Source organism: Enterobacter sp. SORGH_AS_0287 (genome assembly GCF_031453695.1).
Classification (GTDB): Bacteria; Pseudomonadota; Gammaproteobacteria; order Enterobacterales; family Enterobacteriaceae; genus Enterobacter; species Enterobacter ludwigii.
Map to the genome: position 1 here is coordinate 1,465,960 of NZ_JAVIZW010000001.1, position 26,561 is coordinate 1,492,520.

The following is a 26,561-nucleotide window of genomic DNA, read 5'->3' on the forward strand; positions in this document are numbered from 1 at the left end:
CAACACAACAACACAACAACAGTCCCGAGGAACGCCCATGAGTATGTCTTCCATACCTTCGCATTCCCCATCCGGTAAGCTCTATGGCTGGGTTGAAAGGATCGGCAATAAAGTGCCGCACCCTTTCCTGCTTTTTATCTGGTTGATCGTGGTTTTGATGGTGGCGACAGCGGTGCTGTCCGCCTTTGATGTCAGCGTGCGCAGTCCGGCCGATGGCAGTATGGTGGCGGTCAAGAACCTGTTGAGTGTCGAAGGGTTGCACTGGTTCTTACCGAATGTGGTTAAAAACTTCAGCGGCTTCGCCCCGCTGGGGGCCATTCTGGCGCTGGTACTGGGCGCCGGGCTTGCCGAGCGTGTCGGTCTGTTACCGGCGCTGATGGTGAAAATGGCCTCCCACGTCAGCGCACGTTACGCCAGCTACATGGTGCTGTTTATCGCCTTCTTTAGCCACATCTCCTCTGATGCCGCGCTGGTGATCATGCCGCCCATGGGCGCTCTGATTTTCCTCGCCGTCGGACGCCATCCCGTGGCGGGTCTGCTGTCGGCGATTGCGGGCGTAGGCTGCGGCTTTACCGCCAACCTGCTGATCGTGACCACCGATGTCCTGCTCTCAGGCATCAGCACGGAGGCGGCCAAAACCATCGACACCGCGATGCACGTCAGCGTCATCGACAACTGGTACTTTATGGCCAGCTCGGTGGTCCTGCTGACCCTGGTGGGCGGACTGATTACCGATAAGCTCATTGAGCCGCGTTTAGGGAAATGGGAAGGCCGAAGCGATGAGAAGCTGGAGACGCTGAGTAAAGAGCAACGCGTTGGCCTGCGCGTGGCAGGCGTGGTCTCGCTGGCGTTTATTGCCGCGGTCGCGTTGATGGTGGTACCGGAAAACGGCATCCTGCGCGATCCGGTTAAACATACCGTTCTCCCCTCGCCGTTTATTCAGGGCATTGTGCCGCTGATTATTCTGTTTTTCTTTGTCGTTTCGCTCGCCTATGGGATCGCCACCGGCAAAATTCGCCGTCAGGGCGATCTGCCGCAGCTGATGATCGAACCCATGAAAGAGATGGCGGGCTTTATTGTGATGGTGTTCCCGCTGGCGCAGTTCGTGGCGATGTTTAACTGGAGCAACATGGGCAAATTTATGGCCGTGGGGCTGACCGATGCGCTGGAAGCGGCGGGGTTAAGCGGCGTCCCGGCATTTGTCGGCCTTGCGCTGCTGTCGTCACTGCTGTGCATGTTTATCGCCAGCGGCTCGGCAATCTGGTCGATTCTGGCTCCCATCTTTGTGCCGATGTTTATGATGCTGGGGTTCCACCCGGCGTTTGCCCAGATCCTGTTCCGTATCGCAGACTCCTCCGTCATCCCGCTGGCACCGGTCTCACCGTTTGTTCCGCTGTTTTTAGGCTTCCTGCAGCGCTATAAACCAGAGGCAAAACTGGGTACCTACTATTCGCTGGTTTTACCCTATCCGCTTATCTTTTTAGGGGTATGGCTGGTGATGCTGGTGGCATGGTATCTTGTCGGTCTGCCGATTGGGCCGGGGATTTACCCAAGGCTGCACTAAAGGATTAACGATGCTGAGATTACTCGAAGATAAAATTGCCACGCCGCTTGGTCCACTGTGGGTGATTGCAGACGAGCAGTTCTGTCTGCGCGCCGTTGAGTGGGAAGAACACAGCGACAGGATGGACACGTTGCTCAACGTGCACTATCGCGCGCAGGGTTATGAACGTATCAGCGCCACCAACCCAGGCGGCCTGAGCGACAAACTGACGGCGTACTTCGAGGGCGATCTCAGCATCATTGACACCCTGCCGACCGCCACGGCAGGCACACCTTTCCAGCGCGAAGTCTGGCAGGCGCTGCGCAGTATTCCGTGCGGACAGGTCATGCATTACGGCCAGCTCGCCGGGCAACTCGGCCGTGCCGGCGCGGCCCGCGCGGTCGGCGCGGCAAATGGCGCTAACCCCGTCAGTATTGTGGTCCCCTGCCACCGCGTGATTGGCCGCAACGGCACCCTGACCGGCTATGCCGGTGGCGTGCAGCGCAAGGAGTGGTTACTGCGTCACGAGGGGTATCTCCTGCTCTAGTTTCCAGGCTTTTAGTGCTTAATTTTCTTCCGGTTAGGCTAAAAATCCATAATCAAGCTGTGGAATTTCAAGAAGATGGCAACAGGTTGCCGTCTCTTGTCCTTATTGATGGTTTGGCAGGCTTACGTACTTACCAAAAAGATGTTAAAATTGACCAATATCAATTAAGGCTTGAGCAAACCTATGATCCCGGAAAAGCGAATTATACGACGCATTCAGTCTGGCGGTTGTGCTATCCATTGCCAGGATTGCAGCATCAGCCAGCTCTGTATCCCGTTTACCCTGAATGAGCATGAACTCGATCAGCTTGATAATATCATCGAGCGCAAAAAGCCTATTCAGAAAGGGCAGACGCTGTTTAAAGCGGGAGACGAACTGAAATCGCTCTATGCTATCCGTTCTGGCACCATCAAAAGCTACACCATCACTGAACAGGGTGATGAGCAGATCACCGGCTTCCATCTGGCGGGTGACCTGGTTGGCTTTGATGCCATCGGTACTGGCCATCACCCGAGCTTTGCTCAGGCGCTGGAAACCTCAATGGTTTGCGAAATCCCGTTTGAAACGCTGGACGATCTCTCAGGCAAAATGCCCAATCTGCGTCAGCAGATGATGCGTCTGATGAGCGGTGAGATCAAAGGCGATCAGGACATGATTCTGCTGCTTTCCAAAAAGAATGCAGAAGAACGCCTGGCCGCGTTTATCTATAACCTCTCACGCCGCTTCGCGGAGCGCGGTTTCTCCCCGCGTGAATTCCGTCTGACCATGACGCGTGGCGATATCGGTAACTACCTGGGCCTGACGGTGGAAACCATCAGCCGCCTGCTGGGTCGTTTCCAGAAAAGCGGAATGCTGGCCGTTAAGGGTAAATACATTACCATCGAAAACGGTGAAGCTTTGGCCGTTCTTGCCGGTCACTCCCGCAACGTGGCATAACGCCTCCGCATGATTGATGCCAGGCCGATAAATTTTTATGATTTATTGGTCTGGTACGTCACCACTTCCGTTTCACCACGTTTCCCTGGCACCGCCCCACTCAGTCCCTGAAAGGTTCTTGTTGAGGTTATGAATTGAGAGAAAGTTTATTTTTCGTTTCAGTCGTTATCGCCTCAGTGACCTTCATATTCATCTGGATCATGCTTGTCGGGCCAATGAAGGGTGAAGAAAAAACCTACGTACAGGATTCAACGACGTTTGCGATTGCGGTGATGGTACTGCTGCTGATTGCCTTTATCGCGGTAACGACAACGGTTCTTTTTCTGTGACAGATTTTCATGATTTATTGATCTGACAAAAACTTCCCCCCTGTTTCATTCAAGATATATAGGTTACTCTTTTAATTACAGACTGTGGTGACAGTAGTAAGGAGACCTGTATGGCAAAGTATCAAAACATGCTGGTGGCTATCGATCCTAACCAGGACGATCAGCCGGCATTACGACGTGCTGTGTATCTACATCAACGGATTGGTGGCAAAATCAAAGCGTTTTTGCCGATCTATGACTTCTCATATGAGATGACCACCCTTCTGTCGCCTGACGAACGCACCGCAATGCGTCAGGGAGTGATCAGCCAGCGTACCGCGTGGATCCGTGAACAGGCCAAATATTACCTGGAAGCGGGTGTTCCTATCGATATTAAAGTGGTCTGGCATAACCGACCTTTCGAAGCCATTATCCAGGAAGTGGTCGCCGGTGGGCACGACCTGTTGCTGAAAATGGCGCACCAGCACGACAAGCTGGAATCCGTGATCTTTACCCCTACCGACTGGCACCTGCTGCGTAAATGCCCTTGCCCGGTGTGGATGGTAAAAGACCAGCCGTGGCCAGAAGGCGGCAAGGCCGTCGTGGCGGTCAACCTAGCGAGCGAGGAGGATTACCACAATTCGCTCAATGAAAAGCTGGTCAAGGAGACGATCCAGCTTGCCGAGCAGGTTAACCACACTGAAGTCCATCTGGTGGGCGCTTACCCGGTAACACCGATTAATATTGCCATCGAGCTGCCTGAATTTGACCCGAGCGTGTATAACGATGCGATCCGGGGGCAGCACCTGCTGGCCATGAAGGCGTTACGCCAGAAATTCAGCATCGATGAGAAAATGACACATGTGGAAAAAGGGTTGCCTGAAGAGGTGATCCCGGATTTAGCAGAACATCTGCAGGCGGGGATTGTGGTACTGGGTACCATTGGCCGGACCGGTATTTCTGCCGCGTTCCTGGGCAATACCGCCGAACAGGTGATCGACCATCTGCGCTGTGACCTGCTGGTCATCAAGCCGGATGAGTATCAGACACCGGTTGAACTGGACGACCCGGAAGACGACTAAGTTCAGACATAAAAAAACCGCCGTTTCCGGCGGTTTTTTTGTCGCTGATTTACAGCGATTTCAGAATCGCATCGACACTGGCTTTTGCATCGCCAAACAGCATGTGCGTGTTCTCTTTGAAGAACAGCGGGTTCTGAACCCCTGCATAACCGGTATTCATGGAACGTTTGAAGACAATCACGTTCTGCGCCTTCCACACTTCCAGAACCGGCATACCGGCGATTGGGCTACGCGGATCGTCCTGCGCCGCCGGGTTAACGGTGTCGTTGGCACCAATAACCAGGACGGTGTCGGTATCGGTGAAATCATCGTTGATCTCATCCATCTCCAGCACGATGTCGTAAGGCACTTTCGCTTCCGCCAGCAGCACGTTCATGTGGCCTGGCAGACGTCCCGCGACCGGGTGAATGCCAAAGCGAACCTTGATACCACGCGCACGCAGTTTCTCGGTGATCTCCGCAACCGGATACTGAGCCTGCGCCACCGCCATGCCGTAGCCTGGGGTAATGATGACCGAGTGTGAGTTTTTCAGCATCTCTGCGGTATCTTCCGCGCTGATCTCACGGTGCTCACCCACTTCTTCGTCAGAACCGGTTGAGGAGCCATCAGAACCAAAGCCACCCGCGATAACGCTGATAAACGAACGGTTCATCGCCTTACACATGATGTAAGACAGGATCGCACCAGAAGAACCGACCAGCGCACCGGTGACGATCAACAGATCGTTGCTCAGCATGAAGCCAGCTGCCGCCGCGGCCCAACCGGAGTAGGAGTTCAGCATGGAGACAACCACTGGCATATCGGCACCACCAATGGAGGCCACCAGGTGCCAGCCAAAGGCCAGAGCAATCAGGGTCATCACCAGTAACGCCAGCACCTGCAGGCCCACGCTTTCAGTGCGCACGAAGACCACCAGCAGCACAAAGGACACGACCAGCGCCGCCAGGTTCAGCTTGTGACGGTTTGGCAGCATCAGCGGTTTAGAAGAGATCTTACCGCGCAGTTTGCCGAACGCGACAATTGAGCCGGTGAAGGTCACCGCACCAATGAAGATGCCGAGGAACACTTCCGTCAGATGGATGTTGACCAGAATCGGTTCCAGACCGGGTGTGTGGTACAGGTAGCTGTTGAAGCCCACCAGCACCGCCGCCAGCCCCACGAAGCTGTGCAGAATGGCCACCAGCTCCGGCATCTCGGTCATTTCAACGTGTTTCGCCAGGCGAATACCAATCGCGCCACCGATGATCATCGCCACCAGGATCCATGCAACGTTGCCGGTGTCCGGCCCGAAGATGGTGGCAATCAGCGCAATCGCCATCCCGGCGATACCAAAGTTATTTCCCTGCTGAGACGTTTCGTGTTTGGAAAGCCCCGCCAGACTGAAAATAAATAGGATTGCAGCAACAATGTATGCGGCTGTGACTAATCCTCCAGACATATGCTACCCCTTAGCCTTTACGAAACATTTTCAGCATGCGCTGAGTCACGGTGAACCCACCGAAAATATTGATACTGGCGATCAGCACCGCGATAAAGCTCAGGAAACTTACCCAGCCGCCGTGGCCAATCTGCAGCAGCGCCCCGACCACGATAATCCCGGAGATGGCGTTAGTGACCGACATCAGTGGCGTATGCAGCGCATGGGAGACATTCCATACGACGTAGTACCCCACCACACACGAGAGCGCGAAGACGGTAAAGTGGCCGAGGAATTCTTTCGGCGCGACGTCTGCCAGCCAGCCAAACAGAATAATGACCAGCGCCATGATCGCGTACTTGCGCCACGGAGAAGCCGGTTTAGCTGGCTCTTTAGGCTCAGGCGCCGCTTTCGGTGCCGCCTGAGGCTGCGCGGACACCTGAATCGGTGGCGCAGGCCAGGTGATTTCGCCTTCACGCACCACCGTTACGCCACGCACAACAACATCGTCAAAATCAACGGTGATGTTGCCGTCTTTCTCTTTGCAGAGCAGTTTCAGCAGGTTAACAAGGTTGGTACCGTACAGCTGAGAAGACTGCGTTGGCAGACGGCCCGGCAAATCGGTATACCCGATCACCTTCACGCCGTTAGCAGTTGTGGTCACCTGATTTGGCACGGTGTACTCACAGTTGCCACCGTTCTGCGACGCCAGGTCGACGATCACACTGCCCGACTTCATGGAGTCAACCATCTCACGGGTAATCAGCTTCGGCGCGGGTTTACCGGGGATAAGCGCGGTAGTGACAATGATGTCGACATCTTTGGCCTGCGCGGCGAAGAGTTCCATTTCCGCTTTGATAAAAGCTTCGGACATGACCTTCGCGTAACCGTCACCGCTGCCCGCTTCTTCCTTGAAGTCCAGCTCAAGGAATTCGGCCCCCATACTTTGGACTTGTTCTTTTACTTCAGGACGGGTGTCAAAAGCGCGTACGATAGCGCCCAGGCTGTTTGCCGCGCCGATAGCCGCAAGACCCGCCACGCCCGCGCCAATCACCATCACTTTCGCCGGAGGCACTTTCCCTGCCGCGGTGATCTGACCGGTAAAGAAGCGACCAAACTCATGCGCCGCCTCAACAATCGCGCGGTAACCGGCGATATTCGCCATGGAACTTAAGGCATCCAGCGACTGCGCGCGCGAAATACGCGGCACGGAGTCCATGGCCATCACGGTCACGCCACGTGCTGCCAGCTTCTCCATCAACTCAGGATTCTGTGCAGGCCAGATGAAGCTCACCAGCGTCGTGCCAGGATTAAGCAGTTCAATCTCGCTCTCTTCCGGCGCATTAACCTTGAGAATAACGGGCGACTGCCAGACTTCAGCACCGTCCACCACTTCCGCGCCAGCCTGAATAAAGGCCTCGTCATCGAAACTCGCCAGTTTGCCCGCGCCGCGTTCAACTGCGACGGTAAAACCCAGTTTAAGCAGTTGCTCCACCGTTTTCGGTGTTGCCGCTACGCGGGTTTCATTGGCTAACCGTTCTTTTGGTACCCCAATACGCATAGTTTTCCCTTCCATCGGTTTTTGATGATGGTTTGTCGATAAATGCCCGCGGTTTGTATCAACTTTCGCCAGCAGGACAGCGACGACATATGATTAACCCCAGAAAATAAAACAGTAACAAACTTTCTATAACCTACTGAAAATAACGCCCGTGATCTACCGCCAGAAAACACTATTTCTTACTTTATCTGTGAAAAATAAGTGATCTGCGTCGCTGACAGTGATATTTACCTTAAATTCATCGCTGAGACCGATAAATAGCGCAAGCGAAGCGGTAAAAACATGATATAGCGCCATTAGAGAACAACTTATTAACATTAAATTAACTTGTAAAAGTCATAAGCTTTATCAGTTTTGCTTGTCAGACGCCTGTTTTTTCAACATATCACTAAATGTTATCAAATCAGATGATTCAGTGAGCACAGGCTGTGAAAAATGGCGCAGACAGCGACGGGTTTTAAATGCCATAATCGGGACCGTCTCAAATTAACAACAATACCAGTACATGGTTTGCGCAAGGCGAAGGATTATTTTTATGAAGCTTAAGAACACACTCCTGGCGTCCGCACTTCTCTCCGCGACCGCCCTGTCTGCGAATGCCGCGACAGAGTTAACGCCGGAGCAAGCGGCAGCGTTAAAACCTTTTGACCATACGGTCATTGTGGGTCGTTATAATTCTATTGGCGATGCCGTCGCCGCCGCATCAAAAGCCGCCGATAAAAACGGTGCGGCCTCGTTTTACGTTGTTGATCAGTCTGACTCCGGCAACAGCGGTAACCAGCGCGTGACCATTGCGCTGTATAAAGACAATGCGCCGAAAGCTGACGCACCGAAAAACCGCGTGATTAACGGCGTCGTTGAATTACCGAAAGATCAGGCGATTGAGCTGGAACCTTATGACACCGTCACCGTGCAGGGCTTCTATCGCAGCCAGCCTGAAGTGAACGATGCCATCACCAAAGCCGCAAAAGAAAAAGGCGCGTACTCTTTCTTTATCGTGCGTCAGGTCGATGCTAACCAGGGTGGCAACCAACGCATTACTGCGTTCATCTATAAAGAAGATGCGAAAAAACGCGTTCTGCAAAGCCCGGACGCTATTCCTGCTGATTCCGAAGCGGGTCGTGCGGCGATAGCGAAAGGCGGTGAAGAAGCGAAGAAAGTGGAAATTCCAGGCGTAGCCACCTCTGCCGCACCAAGCGCTGAAGTGGGCCGTTTCTTCGAAACACAATCCACCAAAGGTGGCCGTTACTCCGTTACCCTGCCAGACGGAACCAAAATTGAAGAGCTGAACAAAGCCACTGCAGCGCAGATGGTGCCGTTCGACAGCATTAAATTTACCGGCAACTACGGCAACATGACGGAAGTCTCTTATCAGGTCGCGAAACGTGCGGCGAAGAAAGGGGCGAAGTATTACCACATCACCCGCCAGTGGCAGGAACGTGGTAACAACGTGACCATCAGCGCCGACCTGTACAAGTAACAGAACGGTTGACCCGAGGCGGCGCAATGCCGCCTTTTTTGTTACTTTTTTTTGAAATTCGGCCCCACGTCATTGCATGCTTTCGTGACACTCCGTAAAATCCCGCGCCTTAGTGTGATCCACCATTTTTATGCGCCTGTGCGAAATAATTATTCTGGATTTGGACCTTTCATAACAGGAAGCCAATGGAAAAGAAACTAGGCCTGAGTGCTTTGACTGCACTCGTTTTGAGCTCAATGCTGGGTGCGGGCGTGTTCAGCTTACCGCAGAATATGGCAGCGGTCGCCAGCCCTGCCGCACTGCTTATAGGGTGGGGCATCACGGGTGCCGGGATTTTGTTGCTGGCGTTCGCAATGCTGCTTCTGACCCGCATCCGCCCGGATCTGGATGGAGGGATTTTCACTTACGCCCGTGAAGGTTTCGGCGAACTGATTGGCTTCTGTTCCGCATGGGGCTACTGGCTATGTGCGGTCATCGCAAACGTCTCCTACCTGGTGATCGTCTTTTCGGCGCTCAGTTTCTTTACCGATACCCCTGAACTGCGGTTCTTTGGCGACGGCAATACCTGGCAGTCCATTGTGGGCGCCTCGGTACTGCTGTGGGTTGTTCACTGGCTGATTCTACGTGGCGTACAGACGGCGGCCAGCATTAATCTGGTGGCAACTCTGGCCAAACTGGTTCCGCTCGGCCTGTTTATCGTGCTGGCCTTTATGGCGTTCCGTCTCGATGTGTTCAGTCTCGATTTCAGCGGTGTCGCGCTGGGCGTACCGGTCTGGGAGCAGGTCAAAAACACCATGCTGATCACCTTGTGGGTCTTCATCGGTGTTGAAGGGGCCGTCGTGGTCTCTGCCCGGGCGCGGAATAAGCGCGATGTGGGTCGCGCCACGCTGCTGGCGGTACTGGCGGCGCTGGGCGTGTATCTGATGGTGACGCTGCTGTCGCTGGGGGTGGTCGCGCGTCCTGAGCTGGCCGAAATGCGTAACCCGTCGATGGCGGGCCTGATGGTGAAAATGTTCGGACCGTGGGGTGACGTGGTGATTGCCGCGGGGCTGATTATCTCCGTGTGCGGCGCGTACCTGAGCTGGACCATTATGGCGGCAGAAGTGCCGTTCCTGGCCGCAACGCACAAAGCATTTCCACGCCTGTTTGCTCGTCAAAACAAAAACAGCGCGCCGTCGGCCTCACTCTGGCTGACCAACATCAGCGTTCAGGTCTGTCTGGTGCTGATCTGGCTCACAGGTTCAGACTATAACACTCTGCTGACCATCGCCTCGGAGATGATTCTGGTACCCTATTTCTTAGTAGGTGCGTATCTGTTAAAAATCGCCACACGTCCGGCGCACTATGTGGTGGGTGTCGGAGCCTGTATTTACGGCCTGTGGTTGTTGTATGCTTCCGGGCCTATGCATCTGCTGCTGTCGGTGGTGTTGTATGCACCGGGCCTGCTGGTGTTTATCTACGCCCGCCGCACGCATCAGTTAGAGAACGCGCTTAGACGCCGTGAGATGGCCTTAATCGGGCTGTTACTGGTTGCTGCCGTACCGGCAACCTGGATGTTAATGGGATAGAATCGCCTTTCCCATTGTTGAACTGAAAAGGAGAATACGATGGGAAATGCGCAGCAACGCCCAATACTGATTACTGGTGGAGGCCGTCGTATCGGCCTCGCCCTTGCCCATCACTTTCTCAATCTTCGCCATCCGGTCATCATCAGTTACCGCAGCGAATATCCCTCGATTGAGGGGCTACGCAAAGCCGGTGCGATCTGCATTCAGGCCGATTTCTCAACCGATGACGGTATTCTGGCCTTCGCTGATAAAGTGAAATCTACCACCCCCGGGCTGCGCGCCATTATCCATAATGCCAGCGCCTGGCTTCCCGAAAAATCCGGTACGCCACTCAGCGAAACGCTCTCCTGCATGCTGCAGATCCACGTCAATGCGCCCTATCTGCTGAACCATGCCCTGCTCGACCTGCTGCGCGGTCACGGACATGCGGCGGGTGATATTATTCATTTCACCGATTACGTCGTGGAGCGCGGCAGCGACAAGCACATCGCCTATGCGGCCAGTAAAGCTGCACTCGATAACATGACGCGCTCGTTCGCCCGTAAACTTGCCCCTGAAGTTAAGGTGAACGCCATCGCCCCGGCGATGATTTTATTCAACGAAGACGATGATGCGGAGTATCGCCAGCAGGCGCTGAATAAATCGCTGATGAAAATTGCGCCAGGTGAAAAAGAGGTTATCGATCTTATCGATTATCTGCTCACCAGTTGCTACGTCACTGGCAGAACCTTTGCCGTGGACGGCGGTCGACCGCTGCGCTAGTGAAAGCGGCTCCAGAAGAAGATAAGCACCCAGGCGCTGAGTCCCCAGCAGACAACAGCCCCGCTCAGCGCCAGGGGAAGTCGCATAAAACCGGTGAAGTACCACAGCGAAAGCAGATAAAGAAAATAAGGGATGATCGACCACATCCCGAACACGATAGTCGTACGCAATGCTTCCGTGCCTCGTTCTGAGGCGACAATATAGTGCGCTATTAACGCAAAGGTCGGGAAGAGTGGGATCAGCCCGGCAATATAATAATTCCTGGTTTTAGCCAGAATACCTATCAGTAACACCACCAGCGCACCCAACGCGGCTTTTATCACCAGCCCCATCTTTTTCCCTATAACAATCAAATAACAATATGAGCCAGAATAACGGAACTGGCGTTAATTATGAAAGATTAATGGAACGTTAAGGTTGTGCGGTGTATGTTGGCTTTTTTCGCGATAACAGACGTTGTATGAATAAGATTGTTTATGTTGAAGACGAGCCCGAAGTGGGGCAATTGATTGCCGCCTATCTGGGTAAGCATGATATGGACGTCATTGTTGAGCCTCGTGGCGATCGTGCCGAAGAGGTGGTCTTACGTGAAAACCCGGACCTGGTGCTGCTGGACATTATGCTGCCCGGCAAAGATGGCATGACGGTCTGCCGCGATCTGCGCGCCCGGTGGGAGGGCCCTATCGTGCTGCTGACCTCGCTGGACAGCGACATGAACCATATTTTGTCACTCGAAATGGGTGCCAATGACTACATTCTGAAAACCACGCCCCCTGCCGTCCTCCTTGCTCGTCTGCGCCTCCATTTACGCCAGCGTGCCAGCGTTGAACGAGAAGCGCCTGCTCAGTCGCTGACCCCGCACAAAGCGATGCGTTTTGGTACCTTGTCTATTGATCCGATTAACCGTCAGGTTCTGCTTTCTGGCGAGCTTATCGCCCTTTCCACGGCAGATTTTGACCTGCTCTGGGAACTGGCAACCCACGCCGGGCAGATCATGGATCGCGATGCATTACTGAAAAACCTGCGCGGCGTCAGCTACGACGGAATGGATCGCAGCGTTGACGTGGCTATTTCGCGCCTGCGTAAAAAACTGCAGGATAATGCCACTGAGCCGTACCGCATTAAAACCGTGCGTAACAAGGGCTATCTGTTCGCGCCTCACGCCTGGGAAACCTGATGCCGGTTCCCCGAATGACACTGTTTAAAACATTATGCAGACGAGGTCTGACAGTTGCATAAAATAAGAACACTCAGCCTGATCTGCAGTTTTGGGTTAACCGGGTGCGTTGTCGCAGATATGGATTCAAGTCATTATGACTATGTTCCGTATATTCAGACTATCCAGAATCCCTGGACCCCGGGCCATACCAATGTGCAACAACGCCGTGAGGATTTGTACGCCTGCGGCGTTGATCGAAAGTATTCGCTCAATTCATGGGACGAAAACTTCAGTCGTAACCGCCTGCTGCCGGGCGAAACGATAGAACAGCAAGATTCCAGGATCAAAAAAATAGAAGACTGTATGAAATCAAAAGGGTACGTTCTGTGGGATTACTCACAATGCGGGCCCCGTAAAAAACCGAGCGGTATGTGTAACTAGTTTGGGTTTGCGTGTTTGTCTTCGACGCAGGTTGTTAACGTATTGATTTTCGGTGAGATTGAATGAAAAAGCTGTTTGTACAGTTTTATCTCCTGCTGTTTGTCTGCTTCCTGGTGATGACCATGCTGGTTGGACTGGTCTATAAATTCACCGCCGAACGTGCGGGCAGGCAGTCACTGGATGATTTAATGAAAAGCTCGCTCTACCTGATGCGCAGCGAGCTGCGAGAGATCCCGCCACACGACTGGGCCAAGACCTTAAAAGAGCTGGATCTGAACCTGTCGTTTGATCTGCGCATCGAGCCGATGAAGGATTTCGATTTAGAGCCACCCGCCATGCAGCGACTGCGTGACGGGGACATTGTGGCGCTGGATGAGAAATATACCTTTATCCAGCGCATTCCACGGAGCCATTACGTTCTGGCCGTGGGGCCGGTACCTTATCTCTATTATCTGCACCAGATGCGCCTGCTGGACCTTGCCCTGCTGGCTTTCATTGCCATTTCGCTCGCGTTCCCGGTCTTTATCTGGATGAGGCCACACTGGCAGGACATGCTGAAACTGGAATCAGCTGCGCAACGTTTTGGTGACGGGCATTTTACCGAGCGCATTCACTTCGACAGCGGTTCCAGCTTCGAGCGTCTTGGCGTGGCGTTTAACCAGATGGCCGATAACATCAATGCGCTGATTATCAGTAAAAAACAGCTCATTGACGGAATTGCTCACGAGCTGCGTACGCCACTGGTACGCCTGCGCTATCGGCTGGAGATGAGCGAAAACCTGACGGAGGCCGAGTCTCAGGCACTGAACCGCGACATTGGTCAGCTTGAGGGCCTCATTGAGGAGCTCCTGACCTATGCGCGCCTCGATCGCCCGCAAAACGAACTGAACCTCAGTACGCCGGACCTGCCCGGCTGGTTACAAACCCATATCGATGATGTCCAGAGCGTAAACCCGCAACGCACGCTGCTGACACACGTCACGCCCGGCGATTATGGCGCACTGGATATGCGTCTGATGGAACGCGTGCTGGATAATCTGATGAACAACGCCATGCGCTATAGCGAGAGCACGCTGCAGATTGGCTTAGATTTACAGGGTAGTCAGGCCTGTCTGACGGTTGAGGACGACGGACCTGGCATCGCCCCGGAAGCGCGTGAAACGGTGTTTGAGCCGTTTGTACGCCTCGACCCCAGTCGCGATCGTGCCACGGGGGGATGTGGCCTGGGGCTGGCAATTGTTTACTCCATTGCGCAGGCGATGGGCGGCACGGTGCATTGTGAAGAGAGCGCACTCGGCGGCGCGCGCTTCTGCTTTAGCTGGCCGGTATATCACAACATCACCCTTCCCGTCCCTGCCTGACCTTTATCGCACGCTGGCCTGACCCGGCGTGCTGTGCTATATGATAAGTATGTTGTAACTAATGAAAAGTTATCATGGCGACGTACGATCTCATCGAAAGGCTGAACAGCACGTTCCGCGACATTGAACACGAGTTACTGACCCTGACCGAACGTTTGCAGACCTGCCGTCTGTTAGCCGCGCGCGTCTTTACCCTGCCGGATGTGGTGAAAGGCGCTGAACACGACCCGCTGGAAACCATAGAGGTACAGCAGCATATCGGCAAAGCGGCGCTGGAACTGACGCTGCGGCACTACCGTCGCCTGTTTATCCAGCAGCAGTCAGAAAACCGCAGCAGTAAGGCGGCCGTTCGTCTGCCGGGCGTAATCTGCCTGCAAACTGATGCAACAACGCGAGAAGCGCTGGAAAACCAGATTGCGCATATCAACACGCTTAAGGCGACGTTTGAAAAGATCATCACTGAAGAGTCAGGTCTGGCCCCTGCCGCCCGTTTTGAATGGGTACACCGACAGCTACCGGGATTAATCACCCTGAATGCCTACCGTACGCTGACGGTACTGCGTCATCCCGCCACGCTTCGCTTCGGCTGGGCCAACAAGCACATCATTAAAAACTTCACCCGGGATGACATTCTGGCGCAGCTGGAAAAGAGTCTTAAGGCACCGCGGACTGTCGCACCGTGGTCACGCGAGCAGTGGATTGAACGGCTTGAGCAGGAGTACCACAGCATCGCCTCACTGCCGGCGGATACCCGGCTTAAGATTAAGCGTCCGGTGAAGGTGCAGCCTATCGCGCGCGTCTGGTATTCCGGCCAGCAAAAGCAGGTACAGTATGCCTGCCCGACGCCGCTGATCGCACTTTATGATGCCGATCAGGGGGCCATTGTGCCGGATATTGGCGAACTGCTGAATTACGATGCTGAAAATGTCCAGCATCGTTACAGACCTCAGGCGCAACCGCTGCAGCTGATTATTCCGCGGCTGCACCTGTATGTGGCGCAGTGATTATTTCAGGCTGCCGACCATCGATTCCGGGCGTACCCATGCATCAAACTCAGCCTCCGTCAGATAACCCAATGCCAGAGCGGAGGCTTTCAGCGTCAGCCCCTCTTTATGCGCTTTTTTCGCAATCTCGGCGGCTTTGTCGTAGCCGATATGGGTATTCAGCGCGGTCACCAGCATCAACGACTCATTGAGCAACTGGCTGATGCGCTCGCGGTTTGGCTCAATGCCTGACGCACAGTGCTCGTTGAAACTCTCCATACCGTCCGCCAGCAGGCGTATGGACTGAAGCACGTTGTGAATCACCATCGGGCGATAGACGTTCAGCTCAAAGTTACCGGATGCGCCGCCCATGTTAACGGCAACGTCGTTACCCATTACCTGGCAGCAGAGCATGGTCATGGCTTCACATTGGGTCGGGTTTACTTTGCCCGGCATGATTGAGCTACCCGGCTCGTTCTCCGGAATGCTAATTTCACCGATACCGCAACGGGGACCCGAGGCCAGCCAGCGCACATCATTGGCGATTTTCATCAACGACGCTGCCAGCCCCTTGAGGGCACCGTGGGTATGAACCAGCGCATCACAGGTGGCCAGCGCTTCAAACTTATTCGGCGCCGTGATAAACGGCTGCCCGGTGATGGCCGCCAGCTCGTCGGCAACGCGCACCGCATATTCCGGATGGGTATTTAACCCCGTACCGACCGCCGTTCCGCCCAGCGCCAGCTCTGCAAGATGCGGCAGGCTGTACTCGATGTGCTTGAGGTTATGTTCTAGCATTGCCACCCAGCCGGAAATCTCCTGGCCGAGCGTCAGCGGCGTGGCATCCTGCAGATGAGTACGTCCTATTTTGACGATATCGCTGAAAGCCTGCGCTTTCTCGCCAAGGGTGGTTTTAAGCACGTTGAGCTGCGGGATCAGCTGTTCACGAAGCGCAATCACCGCCGCCACGTGCATCGCCGTCGGGAAGACGTCGTTCGAACTTTGGCTTTTGTTTACGTCATCGTTCGGGTGAACCTTACGCTCCATACCGCGCACGCCGCCCAGCAGTTCGCTTGCCCGGTTCGCCAGCACTTCGTTCATATTCATGTTGCTCTGGGTGCCAGAACCGGTCTGCCAGATGGCGAGGGGGAATTCATCGGGATGCTTGCCGGCCAGCACTTCATCGGCAGCAGTGATAATCGCGGTGGCCTTATCTGCCGCCAGCAGGCCTAAATCCTGATTCACTTTGGCGGCCGCACGTTTAGTGAGCGCCAGCGCCTGAATCAGCGAGACGGGCATTTTCTCGGTCGAAATACGGAAATGTTCCAGCGAACGCTGGGTTTGCGCGCCCCATAGCTTGTCAGCCGGGACATCGATCGCGCCCATAGAGTCTTTCTCACGGCGTACCGTAGTCATTACTTTCTCCTTGATAACACTGTCGGGATTGCTCACATGCTTCAGAGATAAGTATTGATTGCTTTACAGAAAAGATATGGCGCTTTGTGCGCTCTTTGATGTGCCGGGTGACGTGAACGCCACCCGGCTATAGTAGATTACTTCACACACGCCGAACATTGTGAGGACTGGATCTGCCTGAAGAAGTCGTTACCTTTGTCATCCACAAGGATAAACGCCGGGAAATCTTCCACTTCAATTTTCCAGATAGCTTCCATACCCAGTTCCGGGTATTCAATGCACTCCAGGCTCTTGATGCTGCCCTGCGCGAGTACGGCAGCCGGACCGCCGATGCTGCCCAGGTAGAAGCCACCGTGTTTATGGCAGGCATCCGTCACCTGCTGGCTACGGTTTCCTTTTGCCAGCATGATCATGCTGCCGCCGTTGGCCTGCAGCTGGTCAACATACGAGTCCATACGGCCTGCGGTGGTCGGGCCTAACGAGCCAGAGGCGTAGCCTTCTGGCGTTTTGGCCGGGCCTGCGTAGTAAATCGGGTGATCTTTGATGTACTGCGGCAGCCCTTCACCGTTGTCCAGACGCTCTTTCAGTTTCGCGTGAGCGATGTCACGACCAACGATGATGGTTCCGTTAAGAGAGAGACGGGTCGACACCGGATACTGAGACAGCTGCGCCAGAATCTCTTTCATCGGACGGTTCAGGTCAACGTGAACGGCTTCACCCTCGCCCGCTTTGCGCAACGCTTCAGGAATGTACTTCCCTGGGTTATTCTCCAGTTTTTCGATCCAGACGCCTTCGCGGTTGATCTTCGCCTTGATGTTACGATCCGCAGAACAGGAGACCCCCATCCCAACCGGGCAGGAGGCACCGTGGCGCGGCAGACGGATCACACGCACATCATGGGCAAAATATTTGCCGCCGAACTGCGCACCCAGGCCAAGGTTACGCGCTTCTTCCAGCAGTTCCTGTTCGAGCTGAACATCGCGGAACGCCTGGCCGTGCTCGTTCCCTTCGGTAGGCAGGCCGTCATAATATTTGGTCGACGCCAGCTTCACCGTTTTCAGGGTGCTCTCTGCTGACGTACCGCCAATCACAAAGGCAATATGGTACGGCGGGCAGGCAGCGGTGCCGAGCGTGCGCATTTTCTCAACCAGATAATTCTTCAGCTTGCCCGGCGTGAGCAGCGCTTTGGTTTCCTGATAGAGATAGGTTTTGTTCGCTGAACCGCCACCTTTGGCGATGCAAAGGAATTTGTATTCATCACCGTCCACGCTATACAGGTCAATCTGCGCAGGCAGGTTTGTGCCCGTGTTGACCTCTTTGTACATATCCAGCGCCGCGTTTTGCGAGTAGCGCAGGTTGTCTTCGGTGTAGGTGTTGTACACGCCGTGCGCCAGCGCCGCTTCGTCGCCGCCGCCAGTCCAGACGCGCTGGCCTTTTTTACCCACAATGATGGCCGTGCCGGTGTCCTGGCAGGTAGGTAAAATACCTTTCGCCGCGATATCCGAGTTACGCAGGAACTGCAGGGCGACGTATTTGTCGTTTTCGCTGGCCTGCGGGTCGCTCAGGATATCGGCAACCTGCTGCTGGTGCGCAGGGCGGAGCATAAACGAGGCGTCGTGGAAAGCCTGCTGCGCCAGTAACGTCAGCGCCTGTGGATCGACCTTGAGGATCTCCTGCCCTTCGAATTCAGAGACGGAGACATGATCGCGGGTTAACAGGTAATATTCGGTTTGATCCTTACTGAGGGGGAAAGGATCCTGATAATGAAAGGGTTTGTTCGACATTGTTCTCTCACTTACTGCTTCAGTCTGATTATTTGGGCAGATGTTCCGCTGCCCGCTTAAAAGCGAGTCAGCTTATCCTACACAATTTTTTAACAAAAACTGAGACTAGTACGACTTTTTACATCCACAGGTTACTTCCATGTTGTTTATTGCTTTAATACCCGGAGTTAATTCCACCATTGAATCAGGGCTTGATAATGCAAAAACTCATTAACTCAGTGCAAAACTACGCCTGGGGAAGTAAAACTGCGTTAACGGATCTCTACGGTATCGCGAACCCAAACAACCTGCCGATGGCAGAACTGTGGATGGGTGCGCACCCGAAGAGCAGCTCAAAAATTGAAGACGCAAGTGGCCAGGTTCGCTCTCTGCGCGACGTGATTGATGCCGACAAAGCCACCCTGCTGGGTGACAAGGTTGCCAGCCGTTTTGGTGAGCTGCCGTTCCTGTTTAAAGTGCTGTGCGCCGACCAGCCGCTCTCCATCCAGGTTCACCCGAATAAAAAAGCCTCTGAGATGGGCTTTGCGAAAGAGAACGCGGCCGGTATTCCGTTAGATGCGGCCGAGCGTAACTACAAAGATCCTAACCACAAGCCGGAACTGGTCTTTGCGCTGACTCCCTTCCTGGCGATGAACGCGTTTCGCGAGTTCTCAGAAATTATCTCCCTGCTGCAGCCGGTGGCGGGTGCTAACAACGCTATTGCCCACTTCCTGGAAAACCCGAATGCAGAAGGCCTGAGCCAGCTTTTCGCCAGCCTGCTGAACATGCAGGGAGAAGAGAAATCTCACGCCCTGGCGGTGCTGAAAGCAGCGCTGGACAGCCAGCACGGTGAGCCGTGGGATACCATCCGCCTGATTTCTGAATTCTACCCGGACGACAGCGGCCTGTTCTCCCCTCTGCTGCTGAACGTGGTGAAGCTGAACCCGGGCGAGGCGATGTTCCTGTTTGCTGAAACCCCGCACGCCTACCTGCAGGGCGTGGCGCTGGAGGTGATGGCCAACTCAGACAACGTACTGCGTGCAGGCCTGACGCCGAAATACATTGATATCCCTGAGCTGGTTGCCAACGTGAAGTTTGAGGCGAAGCCTGCGGATCACCTGCTGACTCAGCCTGTTAAACAGGGTGCGGAGCTGGACTTCCCGATCCCGGTGGATGATTTTGCCTTCTCACTGCATGACCTGAGTCCGGCAGAAACCGCCATCGCGCAGGAGAGCGCAGCAATCCTGTTCTGCGTTGAGGGTGAAGCAACGCTGCATAAAGGTGGCGAGCGTCTGGTGCTCAAGCCAGGCGAATCGGCATTTGTAGCGGCAAACGAGTCGCCGGTGAGCGTGAGCGGTACCGGTCGTCTGGCGCGTGTTTTTAATAAGCTATAAGCACTTACTGAATTTTTTAACAACTCTTGCTAAGCTAGTTGAAGACTTTACATCACCGGGCGGTTTCTACCGCCTGGTTTCATTTTAGGGATAGTCGCAATGAAAAAATCGGTCGTAGCGGTAGGAGTGATTGTAGCGTTAGGCGTGGTCTGGACAGGTGCCTCCTGGTTTACCGGGAAACAGCTGGAAAGCCGTCTGGCTGAGATGGTGGCACAGGCTAACGGAGAGCTTAAGCGTGGCGCGCCGGAAGCAGGCGTGGAGCTTGCCTACCAGAATTATCAGCGTGGTATCTTTACCAGCCATATGCAGGTGGTTGTCAAGCCTGTTGCCGGTAATGAAAATGGCTGGCTGAAACCGGGCCAAAGCGTGGTACTGGATGAAGTGGTCAGCCACGGTCCGTTCCCGCTGGCACAGTTAACGTCTTTTAACCTGATCCCGTCGATGGCGTCTGTTCACACTGTACTGGTGAATAACGACTTAACCAAACCTCTGTTTGATCTGGCAAAGAACGAGTCACCTTTCGAGGTTAACACCCGCATCAGCTACGCCGGTGACACACGTTCCAGTATCGATCTGAAAGCACTGAACTACGAGAAAGATAACGAGAAAGTGACCTTTAGCGGGGGGAATTTCAAGGTTGATGCTGACCGCGATGGAAATGTCTTCTCCCTGACCGGTGAAGCAGAGAGCGGCCTGATCAATGCCGTCAATGAATACGGTCAAAAGGTTCAGCTGACGTTCAATAATCTGAAAGCCGACGGCGACAGCAAGATGACCGATTTTAAAGAGCGTATCGGTAATCAGAAACTCTCTTTCGACAAGATTGCTATCGCGGTTGAAGGTAAAGAGATGGCCGTGCTGGAAGGCATGGAGGTGGACGGCAAATCCGACGTGTCTAAAGACGGTAAGAGCATCAATACCCAACTGGATTACGCCTTGAAGAGCCTGAAAGTGCAGAACCAGGATCTCGGGACCGGCAAACTGTCGCTGAAGATTGGCAATATCGACGGTCAGGCGTGGCATGAATTTAGCCAGAAATACAGCAAAGAGAGCCAGGCACTGCTGAGCAATGCCGCGCTGCAGCAGAATCCGGAAGTTTACCAGCAGCAGGCCATGGCGGTGCTGATGAACAACCTGCCCATCCTGCTGAAAGGTGAGCCGGTCATCACCGTGGCCCCGCTGAGCTGGAAAAACAGCAAAGGCGAAACCAACTTTAATCTGTCCCTGTTCCTGAAAGACCCGGCAACCGCAACGGGTGAACCTCAGACCCTGGCGCAGGAAGTGGATCGCAGCGTGAAGTCACTCGACAGCAAGCTGACCATCCCTGTGGATATGGCGACCGAGTTTATGACCCAGATTGCGAAGCTTGAAGGGTATGGTGATGAAGATGCCGGCAAGCTGGCGAGCCAGCAGGTGAAAGGCCTGGCGGCAATGGGCCAGATGTTCCGCATCACGAAGATGGAAGACAACACCATTTCCACCAGCCTGCAGTATGCCAACGGTCAGGTCACGCTGAACGGCGATAAAATGCCGCTGGAAGATTTTGTCGGGATGTTTGGTATGCCTGCCCTGGGGATGCCGGAACCGGCTGAACCTGCAGCGCCGGCCGTGCCTGAAGCACCCGCTGCACCACAGCAGTAATCATCAAAACCCCTCTCTGAGGGGTTTTTTATTACCGGTTGCAGGTACTCAGCCTGGTGCCACGAAATACTATTTCACCGTCACTAACCGTGCCGACACAATCTGGTGCCCGGCCTGCACGTCTGCTTTTTCGATGCGCTGCATAATCCTGTCCGCCAGCGTGTAACCCATCTCCCGGGCAGGTGTGGTGGCCCAGACAATGGGCAGATCGTCCAGCGCGTTTTCACCGACGTCGGCAAATGCCCCTAACGCCACCTGGTGGCCGAAGAAGGTTTCAACCCCACCCTCTCCGCTCTGACGCCCGGCGCGGATCAGGCCAAACCAGGCTCCCATCGCAATCACCTCGTTATAGCAAATCACGGCGCTTATCGTCGGGCTACTCCGTAATAACGCGTTTATCGCTTCCGCGGCTTTCTTCTGGCTGGATTCGCATTCCACCACCCATTCGCTGTGGAACGGGAGGCCGTATTTAATCAGCGTCGCGCAGTAACCGCCTACCCGCTCGGCTCGCGTCAGGGACGAGCTTTTTCCGCCAAGCCAGGCAATGCGCTGATGCCCCCGATGAATAAGATGCTCCGTCAACATTTGTGCGGCCTGCATGTTGTCCGGTCGCAGGGTATCGGCTTCGTCCAGATAACTGGCGCGCGAGGCAAACACCAGCGGCACGCCTTTTTCGGCGGCGCGCTCGCACAAGTCATTACTCACACCCGACGCGCCGGCGACGATCACCCCGTCGACGCCCTGCGTAAGCAGCATATCCAGACGGGAAAGGAGCTGATCGGCCTCGCGACCGCCGTGAAGCAAAAAGACCATCCGTCCCTGCGCTTCAAGCGCTTCGGTCAGGCCCGCGGTCAGTTCGGCATAAAAGGGAGAGGTCAGGTCACGCACAATCAAACCGATCACACCGCTTTGGCCGCCGCGCAGCGCTGATGCCTGGCGGTTACGTACAAAGCCCAGTTGCTCAACCGCCTCGTTAACCCGTTGCCCGGTCGCGGGAGAAATGCGTCCTTTCCCGCTGAGCACCAGTGAAACGGTGCTGACGGAAACCCCCGCCGCGAGCGCGACATCGTTGATGGTGATTTTTTTCGCTACAGCCATGTGTCGGCGTGACTCCCTGAAATGAGATCGGTAAAACGTTTTATCAATATGTAATCTTTATACTACCAGTCAAAGCCTGAGAATGTGATTCAGAGCGCACTAAACTTTGATAAAACGTTTTATCTTCTCGCAGCATTGAAGCAGATAAACTGATTTTAACAATAAAGGAGTCGTTTATGACGGCGAAAGCAGCACAAAAAATATCGCTGTGGGAATTTTTCCAGCAACTGGGTAAAACCTTTATGCTGCCCGTGGCACTCCTCTCGTTCTGCGGGATCATGCTCGGGATCGGCAGTTCGTTGAGCAGTAAGGACGTCATCACGCTGATCCCGTTCCTCGGGACACCTGTGCTGCAGGCGATCTTTATCTGGATGAGTAAAGTCGGCTCCTTCGCCTTCAGCTTCCTGCCGGTGATGTTCTGTATTGCTATCCCGCTGGGTCTGGCACGCGAGAACAAAGGCGTGGCCGCCTTTGCCGGGTTTGTCGGTTATGCGGTAATGAACCTTGCGGTGAACTTCTGGCTGACGGCTAAAGGCATTCTGCCCACCACCGATGCCGCCGTGCTTAAAGCGAACAACATTCAGAGCGTTATCGGGATTCAGTCCATTGATACCGGGATCCTCGGCGCGGTGATCGCCGGGGTGATTATCTGGATGCTGCATGAGCGCTTCCACAATATCCGCCTGCCTGATGCGCTGGCGTTCTTCGGGGGCACCCGCTTTGTACCCATTGTAACCCTTGTGGTCATGGGTCTGTTTGGCCTTATTATTCCGCTGATCTGGCCAGTCTTTGCGCTGGGGATTAACGGGATTGGTCGCATCATCAACGGTGCGGGCGATTTTGGTCCGATGATCTTCGGAACCGGCGAACGTCTGCTGCTGCCGTTTGGTTTGCAACATATTCTGGTGGCGCTGATCCGCTTTACCGAAGCGGGCGGCACAATGGAGGTGTGCGGACACGATGTGAGCGGTGCGCTGACCATCTTCCAGGCACAGCTGAGCTGCCCGACCACGCACGGCTTCTCTGAAAGTGCGACCCGCTTCCTGTCACAGGGTAAAATGCCGGCCTTCCTCGGCGGCTTGCCGGGTGCGGCGCTGGCCATGTATCACTGTGCTCGTCCGGAAAACCGCCATAAAATTAAAGGGCTGCTGATTTCCGGGGTCATCGCCTGTGTCGTGGGCGGTACAACGGAGCCAATCGAATTCCTGTTCCTGTTTGTCGCGCCAGTGCTGTATCTCATCCACGCGGTACTGACCGGTCTGGGCTTCACCGTGATGGCGGTGCTGGGCGTCACCATCGGGAATACCGACGGCAACGTCATCGACTTTGTGGTGTTCGGGATCCTGCACGGGTTGTCGACCAAGTGGTACCTGGTACCGGTGGTCGCCGCTATCTGGTTCGCGGTGTACTACGGCATTTTCCGCTTCGCCATCACCCGCTTTAACCTCAAAACGCCTGGACGGGATACCGATACCGCCAGCAGCGTTGAGCAGGCTGTTGCAGGTACCGTGGGTAAGTCCGGCTATAACACCCCTGCTATTCTGGCGGCGCTGGGCGGTGCGGATAACATTACCTCTCTGGATAACTGCATCACCCGACTGCGCCTGTCGGTGGCGGACATGTCGAAAGTGGACACCAACGCCCTGAAAGCCAACCGGGCCATCGGCGTGGTACAGTTAAATCAACATAATTTGCAGGTGGTTATCGGCCCGCAGGTCCAGTCAGTGAAAGATGAGCTGGCAACCCTGATGCGTACAGTGGAAGCCTGATGCCTCACCCCCTCGCGCTGAGGGGGTTTTTCTTTAAGGACTTGAGACATGTTCGATTTTTCAACCGTCGTGGATCGACACGGCACTTGGTGCACGCAGTGGGACTATGTCGCCGACCGCTTTGGCGCGGCCGATCTGCTGCCCTTCACCATCTCCGATATGGATTTCGCGACCGCGCCCTGCATCACCGAAGCGCTGCACCAGCGTATTCATCACGGGGTGTTTGGCTACAGCCGCTGGAAAAATGAAGAGTTTCTCGCCGCTGTGGCGCACTGGTTCCGGCAGCGCTTTAACAGCCACATTGATACCGAATCGCTCGTGTACGGGCCTTCCGTTATTTATATGGTGTCCGAACTGATTCGCCTCTGGTCAACTCCCGGCGACGGCGTGGTGGTCCATACCCCCGCTTACGATGCGTTCTATAAGGCCATCGAGGGGAATGCCCGCCAGGTGGTCGGCGTGGCGATGGAAAAACATGCCACGGGCTGGCAGGGAAATAGGGCCGCACTTGAGGCGGCGCTGGCAAAACCGGAAAACAAAATTTTGCTGCTGTGCAGCCCGCAAAACCCCACGGGTAAAGTCTGGACGCGTGAAGAGCTGAGTCACATGGCAGAACTGTGCGCCCGTTATGACGTGGCGGTGATCAGCGATGAAATTCATATGGACATGGTGTGGGGAGGCCGTCGCCATACGCCGTGGAATGAAGTGGCACGCGGTAAATGGGCACTTCTGAGCTCTGGTTCAAAAAGTTTTAACATACCGGCGCTCACCGGTGCCTGGGGGCTGATTGGCGATGAAGAGAGCCATAACGGTTACCTCAGCGCATTAAAAGGTCGTGACGGGCTCTCTTCCCCTTCCGTACTGGCGCTGACGGCCCACATTGCTGCCTATCAGCAGGGAGAGCCATGGCTGGATGCATTGCGGGCGTATCTGGAGGAAAATCTGGCGTACATTGCACGCGAATTACACCACGCGTTTCCGACGCTCAACTGGCAGCCACCCGAAGCCACGTATCTGGCCTGGATCGATTTACGCCCACTCAACCTTGACGATAAAATGCTACAAAAAGTCCTGATTGAGCAGCAAAAGGTCGCCATCATGCCGGGATACACCTACGGCGACGAGGGTAACGGTTTTGTCCGTCTGAACGCGGGATGCCCGCGTAGCAAGCTTGAGCAAGGGGTTCAGCGGCTGATCGCCGGCATAACGACGCTCCTGTAATCAGATTGCGCAACGGAATATTCCCTTGCGCAAATAGCTTTTTACCTCGTTTTGTTTTTATAATATGACGCACTTTAACCAGAAAAGAGTGCGACCATGATTGATACACGCCTGCCACTAACTGATATTCACCGCCATCTTGACGGTAACATTCGTGCCCAAACCATCCTCGATCTTGGCCGCCAGTACAATCTCACGCTCCCTGCTCAAACGATTGAGACCCTAATCCCCCACGTTCAGGTCACCTCAAATGAACCGGATCTGGTCAGTTTCCTGAGCAAACTCGACTGGGGCGTGAAAATGCTGGCCTCGCTGGATGCCTGCCGCCGTGTTGCTTTCGAAAATATTGAAGATGCCGCCCGTAATGGCCTGCACTACGTTGAACTGCGCTTTTCGCCAGGCTATATGGCGATGACCCACAACCTGCCCGTTGCAGGCGTGGTTGAAGCGGTAATTGACGGCGTGCGCGAAGGGTGTAAAACCTTCGACGTTCAGGCTCGCCTGATTGGCATTATGAGCCGCACCTTCGGTGAAGCGGCCTGTCTGCAGGAGCTTGAAGGGTTACTGGCGCATCGTGATGCGATCGCTGCCGTTGACCTGGCGGGTGATGAACTCGGCTTCCCGGGCAGTCTGTTCCTTTCTCATTTCAACCGCGCGCGTGACGCCGGCTGGCACATTACCGTGCATGCCGGTGAAGCGGCAGGCCCTGAAAGCATCTGGCAGGCCATCCGTGAGCTGGGTGCAGAGCGTATCGGTCATGGTGTCAAAGCCGTTGAAGATCGCGCCCTGATGGATTTCCTTGCCGAGCAGCGTATTGGTATTGAATCCTGTCTGACGTCCAATATTCAGACCAGCACAGTGGCATCACTGGCGCATCACCCGCTGAAAACCTTCCTGGAGCACGGTGTTCTGGCCTCACTGAACACGGACGATCCGGCAGTACAGGGCGTGGATATTATTCATGAGTACACCGTCGCCGCACCGCAGGCTGGCCTGAGTCAGGATCAGATCCGCCAGGCGCAGATTAACGGCCTGGACATCGCCTTCCTGACGCCAGCAGAGAAACAGGCGCTGCGGGATAAGGTCGCCCGCGGCTAAGCCCGTTGCCGGG

The 26,561-nt window shown here is 54.8% G+C and carries 22 protein-coding genes; 16 read left to right on the plus strand and 6 right to left on the minus strand.

Translation table 11 applies throughout. From position 1 onward, the window contains the following. Nucleotides 1–37: 37 nt before the first annotated feature. From abgT to uspE, 5 genes are all read left to right on the plus strand, one after another. The gene (gene abgT, locus QE396_RS06930; RefSeq protein WP_020884305.1) at nt 38–1,564 is read left to right on the plus strand and encodes a p-aminobenzoyl-glutamate transporter; all 1,527 of its coding nucleotides are present in this window, start codon (nt 38–40) and stop codon (nt 1,562–1,564) included. Between the two features lie 10 nt (nt 1,565–1,574). After that, the gene (ogt, locus tag QE396_RS06935) at nt 1,575–2,090 is read left to right on the plus strand and encodes a methylated-DNA--[protein]-cysteine S-methyltransferase (protein ID WP_020884306.1); all 516 of its coding nucleotides are present in this window, start codon (nt 1,575–1,577) and stop codon (nt 2,088–2,090) included. Nucleotides 2,091–2,273: 183 nt separating this feature from the next. Then, a complete protein-coding gene (fnr, locus tag QE396_RS06940) occupies nt 2,274–3,026 on the plus strand; it encodes a fumarate/nitrate reduction transcriptional regulator Fnr (protein ID WP_014070017.1) in 753 nt (250 codons plus the stop codon). Nucleotides 3,027–3,202: 176 nt separating this feature from the next. Then, complete coding sequence (locus QE396_RS06945) at nt 3,203–3,355, plus strand: hypothetical protein (RefSeq protein ID WP_223398027.1); 153 nt, start codon at nt 3,203–3,205, stop codon at nt 3,353–3,355. Between the two features lie 110 nt (nt 3,356–3,465). Continuing rightward, on the plus strand, nt 3,466–4,416 hold the full coding sequence (gene uspE / locus QE396_RS06950; RefSeq protein ID WP_014169827.1) for a universal stress protein UspE: 951 nt from the start codon (nt 3,466–3,468) through the stop codon (nt 4,414–4,416). Nucleotides 4,417–4,465: 49 nt separating this feature from the next. On the opposite strand, the gene pntB is transcribed toward uspE, so the two are convergent. After that, nucleotides 4,466–5,854, minus strand: a complete 1,389-nt coding sequence (pntB, locus tag QE396_RS06955; protein WP_020884307.1) for a Re/Si-specific NAD(P)(+) transhydrogenase subunit beta — start codon at nt 5,852–5,854, stop codon at nt 4,466–4,468. 10 nt (nt 5,855–5,864) lie between these two features. Further along, entirely contained in the window at nt 5,865–7,394 is a 1,530-nt protein-coding gene (gene pntA, locus QE396_RS06960; RefSeq protein WP_020884308.1) for a Re/Si-specific NAD(P)(+) transhydrogenase subunit alpha, read from the minus strand. A 535-nt stretch (nt 7,395–7,929) separates the two neighbouring features. Here pntA and ydgH point away from each other — a divergent pair. From ydgH to folM, 3 genes are all read left to right on the plus strand, one after another. Continuing rightward, a complete protein-coding gene (gene ydgH, locus QE396_RS06965) occupies nt 7,930–8,874 on the plus strand; it encodes a DUF1471 family protein YdgH (RefSeq protein ID WP_020884309.1) in 945 nt (314 codons plus the stop codon). A 185-nt stretch (nt 8,875–9,059) separates the two neighbouring features. After that, nucleotides 9,060–10,442: an amino acid permease gene (locus tag QE396_RS06970; protein WP_020884310.1), complete on the plus strand. Its 1,383-nt coding sequence runs from the start codon at nt 9,060–9,062 to the stop codon at nt 10,440–10,442. Nucleotides 10,443–10,481: 39 nt separating this feature from the next. Continuing rightward, nucleotides 10,482–11,204: a dihydromonapterin reductase gene (gene folM, locus QE396_RS06975; protein ID WP_020884311.1), complete on the plus strand. Its 723-nt coding sequence runs from the start codon at nt 10,482–10,484 to the stop codon at nt 11,202–11,204. On the opposite strand, the gene QE396_RS06980 is transcribed toward folM, so the two are convergent. Further along, nucleotides 11,201–11,536: a GlpM family protein gene (locus QE396_RS06980; protein ID WP_020884312.1), complete on the minus strand. Its 336-nt coding sequence runs from the start codon at nt 11,534–11,536 to the stop codon at nt 11,201–11,203. The two genes, folM and QE396_RS06980, sit on opposite strands and share 4 nt — an antisense overlap. Nucleotides 11,537–11,664: 128 nt before the next feature. On the opposite strand from QE396_RS06980, the gene rstA reads away from it, so the two are divergent. The 3 genes from rstA to tus all read left to right on the plus strand — a co-directional run bounded on the left by rstA (nt 11,665) and on the right by tus (nt 15,169). Further along, complete coding sequence (rstA, locus tag QE396_RS06985) at nt 11,665–12,381, plus strand: two-component system response regulator RstA (RefSeq protein WP_025204337.1); 717 nt, start codon at nt 11,665–11,667, stop codon at nt 12,379–12,381. A gap of 485 nt (nt 12,382–12,866) precedes the next feature. Beyond that, nucleotides 12,867–14,165, plus strand: a complete 1,299-nt coding sequence (rstB, locus tag QE396_RS06990) for a two-component system sensor histidine kinase RstB (RefSeq protein WP_014169816.1) — start codon at nt 12,867–12,869, stop codon at nt 14,163–14,165. Nucleotides 14,166–14,239: 74 nt separating this feature from the next. After that, complete coding sequence (gene tus / locus QE396_RS06995; RefSeq protein ID WP_014169815.1) at nt 14,240–15,169, plus strand: DNA replication terminus site-binding protein; 930 nt, start codon at nt 14,240–14,242, stop codon at nt 15,167–15,169. Here the strand turns inward: tus and fumC are convergent, their stop codons facing one another. Beyond that, nucleotides 15,170–16,564 carry a class II fumarate hydratase gene (gene fumC, locus QE396_RS07000; protein ID WP_020884315.1) on the minus strand — a complete coding sequence of 465 codons (1,395 nt, stop codon included), beginning with the start codon at nt 16,562–16,564 and terminating at the stop codon, nt 15,170–15,172. Between the two features lie 137 nt (nt 16,565–16,701). Beyond that, on the minus strand, nt 16,702–18,348 hold the full coding sequence (gene fumA, locus QE396_RS07005; protein WP_025204339.1) for a class I fumarate hydratase FumA: 1,647 nt from the start codon (nt 18,346–18,348) through the stop codon (nt 16,702–16,704). A 197-nt stretch (nt 18,349–18,545) separates the two neighbouring features. On the opposite strand from fumA, the gene manA reads away from it, so the two are divergent. Together manA and QE396_RS07015 are read left to right on the plus strand one after the other, a co-directional pair. Then, a complete protein-coding gene (manA, locus tag QE396_RS07010) occupies nt 18,546–19,721 on the plus strand; it encodes a mannose-6-phosphate isomerase (RefSeq protein ID WP_020884317.1) in 1,176 nt (391 codons plus the stop codon). Between the two features lie 99 nt (nt 19,722–19,820). Continuing rightward, nucleotides 19,821–21,362, plus strand: a complete 1,542-nt coding sequence (locus QE396_RS07015) for a YdgA family protein (RefSeq protein WP_020884318.1) — start codon at nt 19,821–19,823, stop codon at nt 21,360–21,362. A 69-nt stretch (nt 21,363–21,431) separates the two neighbouring features. Here QE396_RS07015 and QE396_RS07020 read toward each other — a convergent pair whose 3' ends face one another. Next, nucleotides 21,432–22,460, minus strand: coding sequence for a Mal regulon transcriptional regulator MalI (locus tag QE396_RS07020; protein ID WP_014169810.1), 1,029 nt, complete (start codon nt 22,458–22,460; stop codon nt 21,432–21,434). Between the two features lie 176 nt (nt 22,461–22,636). Between QE396_RS07020 and malX the strand changes: the two genes are divergently transcribed. From malX to add, 3 genes are all read left to right on the plus strand, one after another. After that, complete coding sequence (gene malX, locus QE396_RS07025) at nt 22,637–24,229, plus strand: maltose/glucose-specific PTS transporter subunit IIBC (RefSeq protein WP_014169809.1); 1,593 nt, start codon at nt 22,637–22,639, stop codon at nt 24,227–24,229. 48 nt (nt 24,230–24,277) lie between these two features. After that, a complete protein-coding gene (locus QE396_RS07030) occupies nt 24,278–25,450 on the plus strand; it encodes a MalY/PatB family protein (RefSeq protein WP_020884319.1) in 1,173 nt (390 codons plus the stop codon). Nucleotides 25,451–25,546: 96 nt separating this feature from the next. Beyond that, nucleotides 25,547–26,548 (plus strand): adenosine deaminase, encoded by a 1,002-nt coding sequence (gene add, locus QE396_RS07035; RefSeq protein ID WP_014169807.1) that lies wholly within the window; start codon nt 25,547–25,549, stop codon nt 26,546–26,548. Nucleotides 26,549–26,561: the final 13 nt, after the last annotated feature.

Coding starts and splice junctions, on each gene's coding strand:
- fumA (WP_025204339.1), bottom strand. CDS start 18,348: ATGTCGAACAAACCCTTTCATTATCAGGATCCTTTCCCCCTCAGTAAG.
- QE396_RS07020 (WP_014169810.1), bottom strand. CDS start 22,460: ATGGCTGTAGCGAAAAAAATCACCATCAACGATGTCGCGCTCGCGGCG.
- rstA (WP_025204337.1), top strand. CDS start 11,665: ATGAATAAGATTGTTTATGTTGAAGACGAGCCCGAAGTGGGGCAATTG.
- QE396_RS06980 (WP_020884312.1), bottom strand. CDS start 11,536: ATGGGGCTGGTGATAAAAGCCGCGTTGGGTGCGCTGGTGGTGTTACTG.
- pntB (WP_020884307.1), bottom strand. CDS start 5,854: ATGTCTGGAGGATTAGTCACAGCCGCATACATTGTTGCTGCAATCCTA.
- fumC (WP_020884315.1), bottom strand. CDS start 16,564: ATGACTACGGTACGCCGTGAGAAAGACTCTATGGGCGCGATCGATGTC.
- folM (WP_020884311.1), top strand. CDS start 10,482: ATGGGAAATGCGCAGCAACGCCCAATACTGATTACTGGTGGAGGCCGT.
- malX (WP_014169809.1), top strand. CDS start 22,637: ATGACGGCGAAAGCAGCACAAAAAATATCGCTGTGGGAATTTTTCCAG.
- manA (WP_020884317.1), top strand. CDS start 18,546: ATGCAAAAACTCATTAACTCAGTGCAAAACTACGCCTGGGGAAGTAAA.
- ydgH (WP_020884309.1), top strand. CDS start 7,930: ATGAAGCTTAAGAACACACTCCTGGCGTCCGCACTTCTCTCCGCGACC.
- ogt (WP_020884306.1), top strand. CDS start 1,575: ATGCTGAGATTACTCGAAGATAAAATTGCCACGCCGCTTGGTCCACTG.
- uspE (WP_014169827.1), top strand. CDS start 3,466: ATGGCAAAGTATCAAAACATGCTGGTGGCTATCGATCCTAACCAGGAC.
- QE396_RS07030 (WP_020884319.1), top strand. CDS start 24,278: ATGTTCGATTTTTCAACCGTCGTGGATCGACACGGCACTTGGTGCACG.
- QE396_RS07015 (WP_020884318.1), top strand. CDS start 19,821: ATGAAAAAATCGGTCGTAGCGGTAGGAGTGATTGTAGCGTTAGGCGTG.
- fnr (WP_014070017.1), top strand. CDS start 2,274: ATGATCCCGGAAAAGCGAATTATACGACGCATTCAGTCTGGCGGTTGT.
- add (WP_014169807.1), top strand. CDS start 25,547: ATGATTGATACACGCCTGCCACTAACTGATATTCACCGCCATCTTGAC.
- pntA (WP_020884308.1), bottom strand. CDS start 7,394: ATGCGTATTGGGGTACCAAAAGAACGGTTAGCCAATGAAACCCGCGTA.
- rstB (WP_014169816.1), top strand. CDS start 12,867: ATGAAAAAGCTGTTTGTACAGTTTTATCTCCTGCTGTTTGTCTGCTTC.
- tus (WP_014169815.1), top strand. CDS start 14,240: ATGGCGACGTACGATCTCATCGAAAGGCTGAACAGCACGTTCCGCGAC.
- QE396_RS06970 (WP_020884310.1), top strand. CDS start 9,060: ATGGAAAAGAAACTAGGCCTGAGTGCTTTGACTGCACTCGTTTTGAGC.
- abgT (WP_020884305.1), top strand. CDS start 38: ATGAGTATGTCTTCCATACCTTCGCATTCCCCATCCGGTAAGCTCTAT.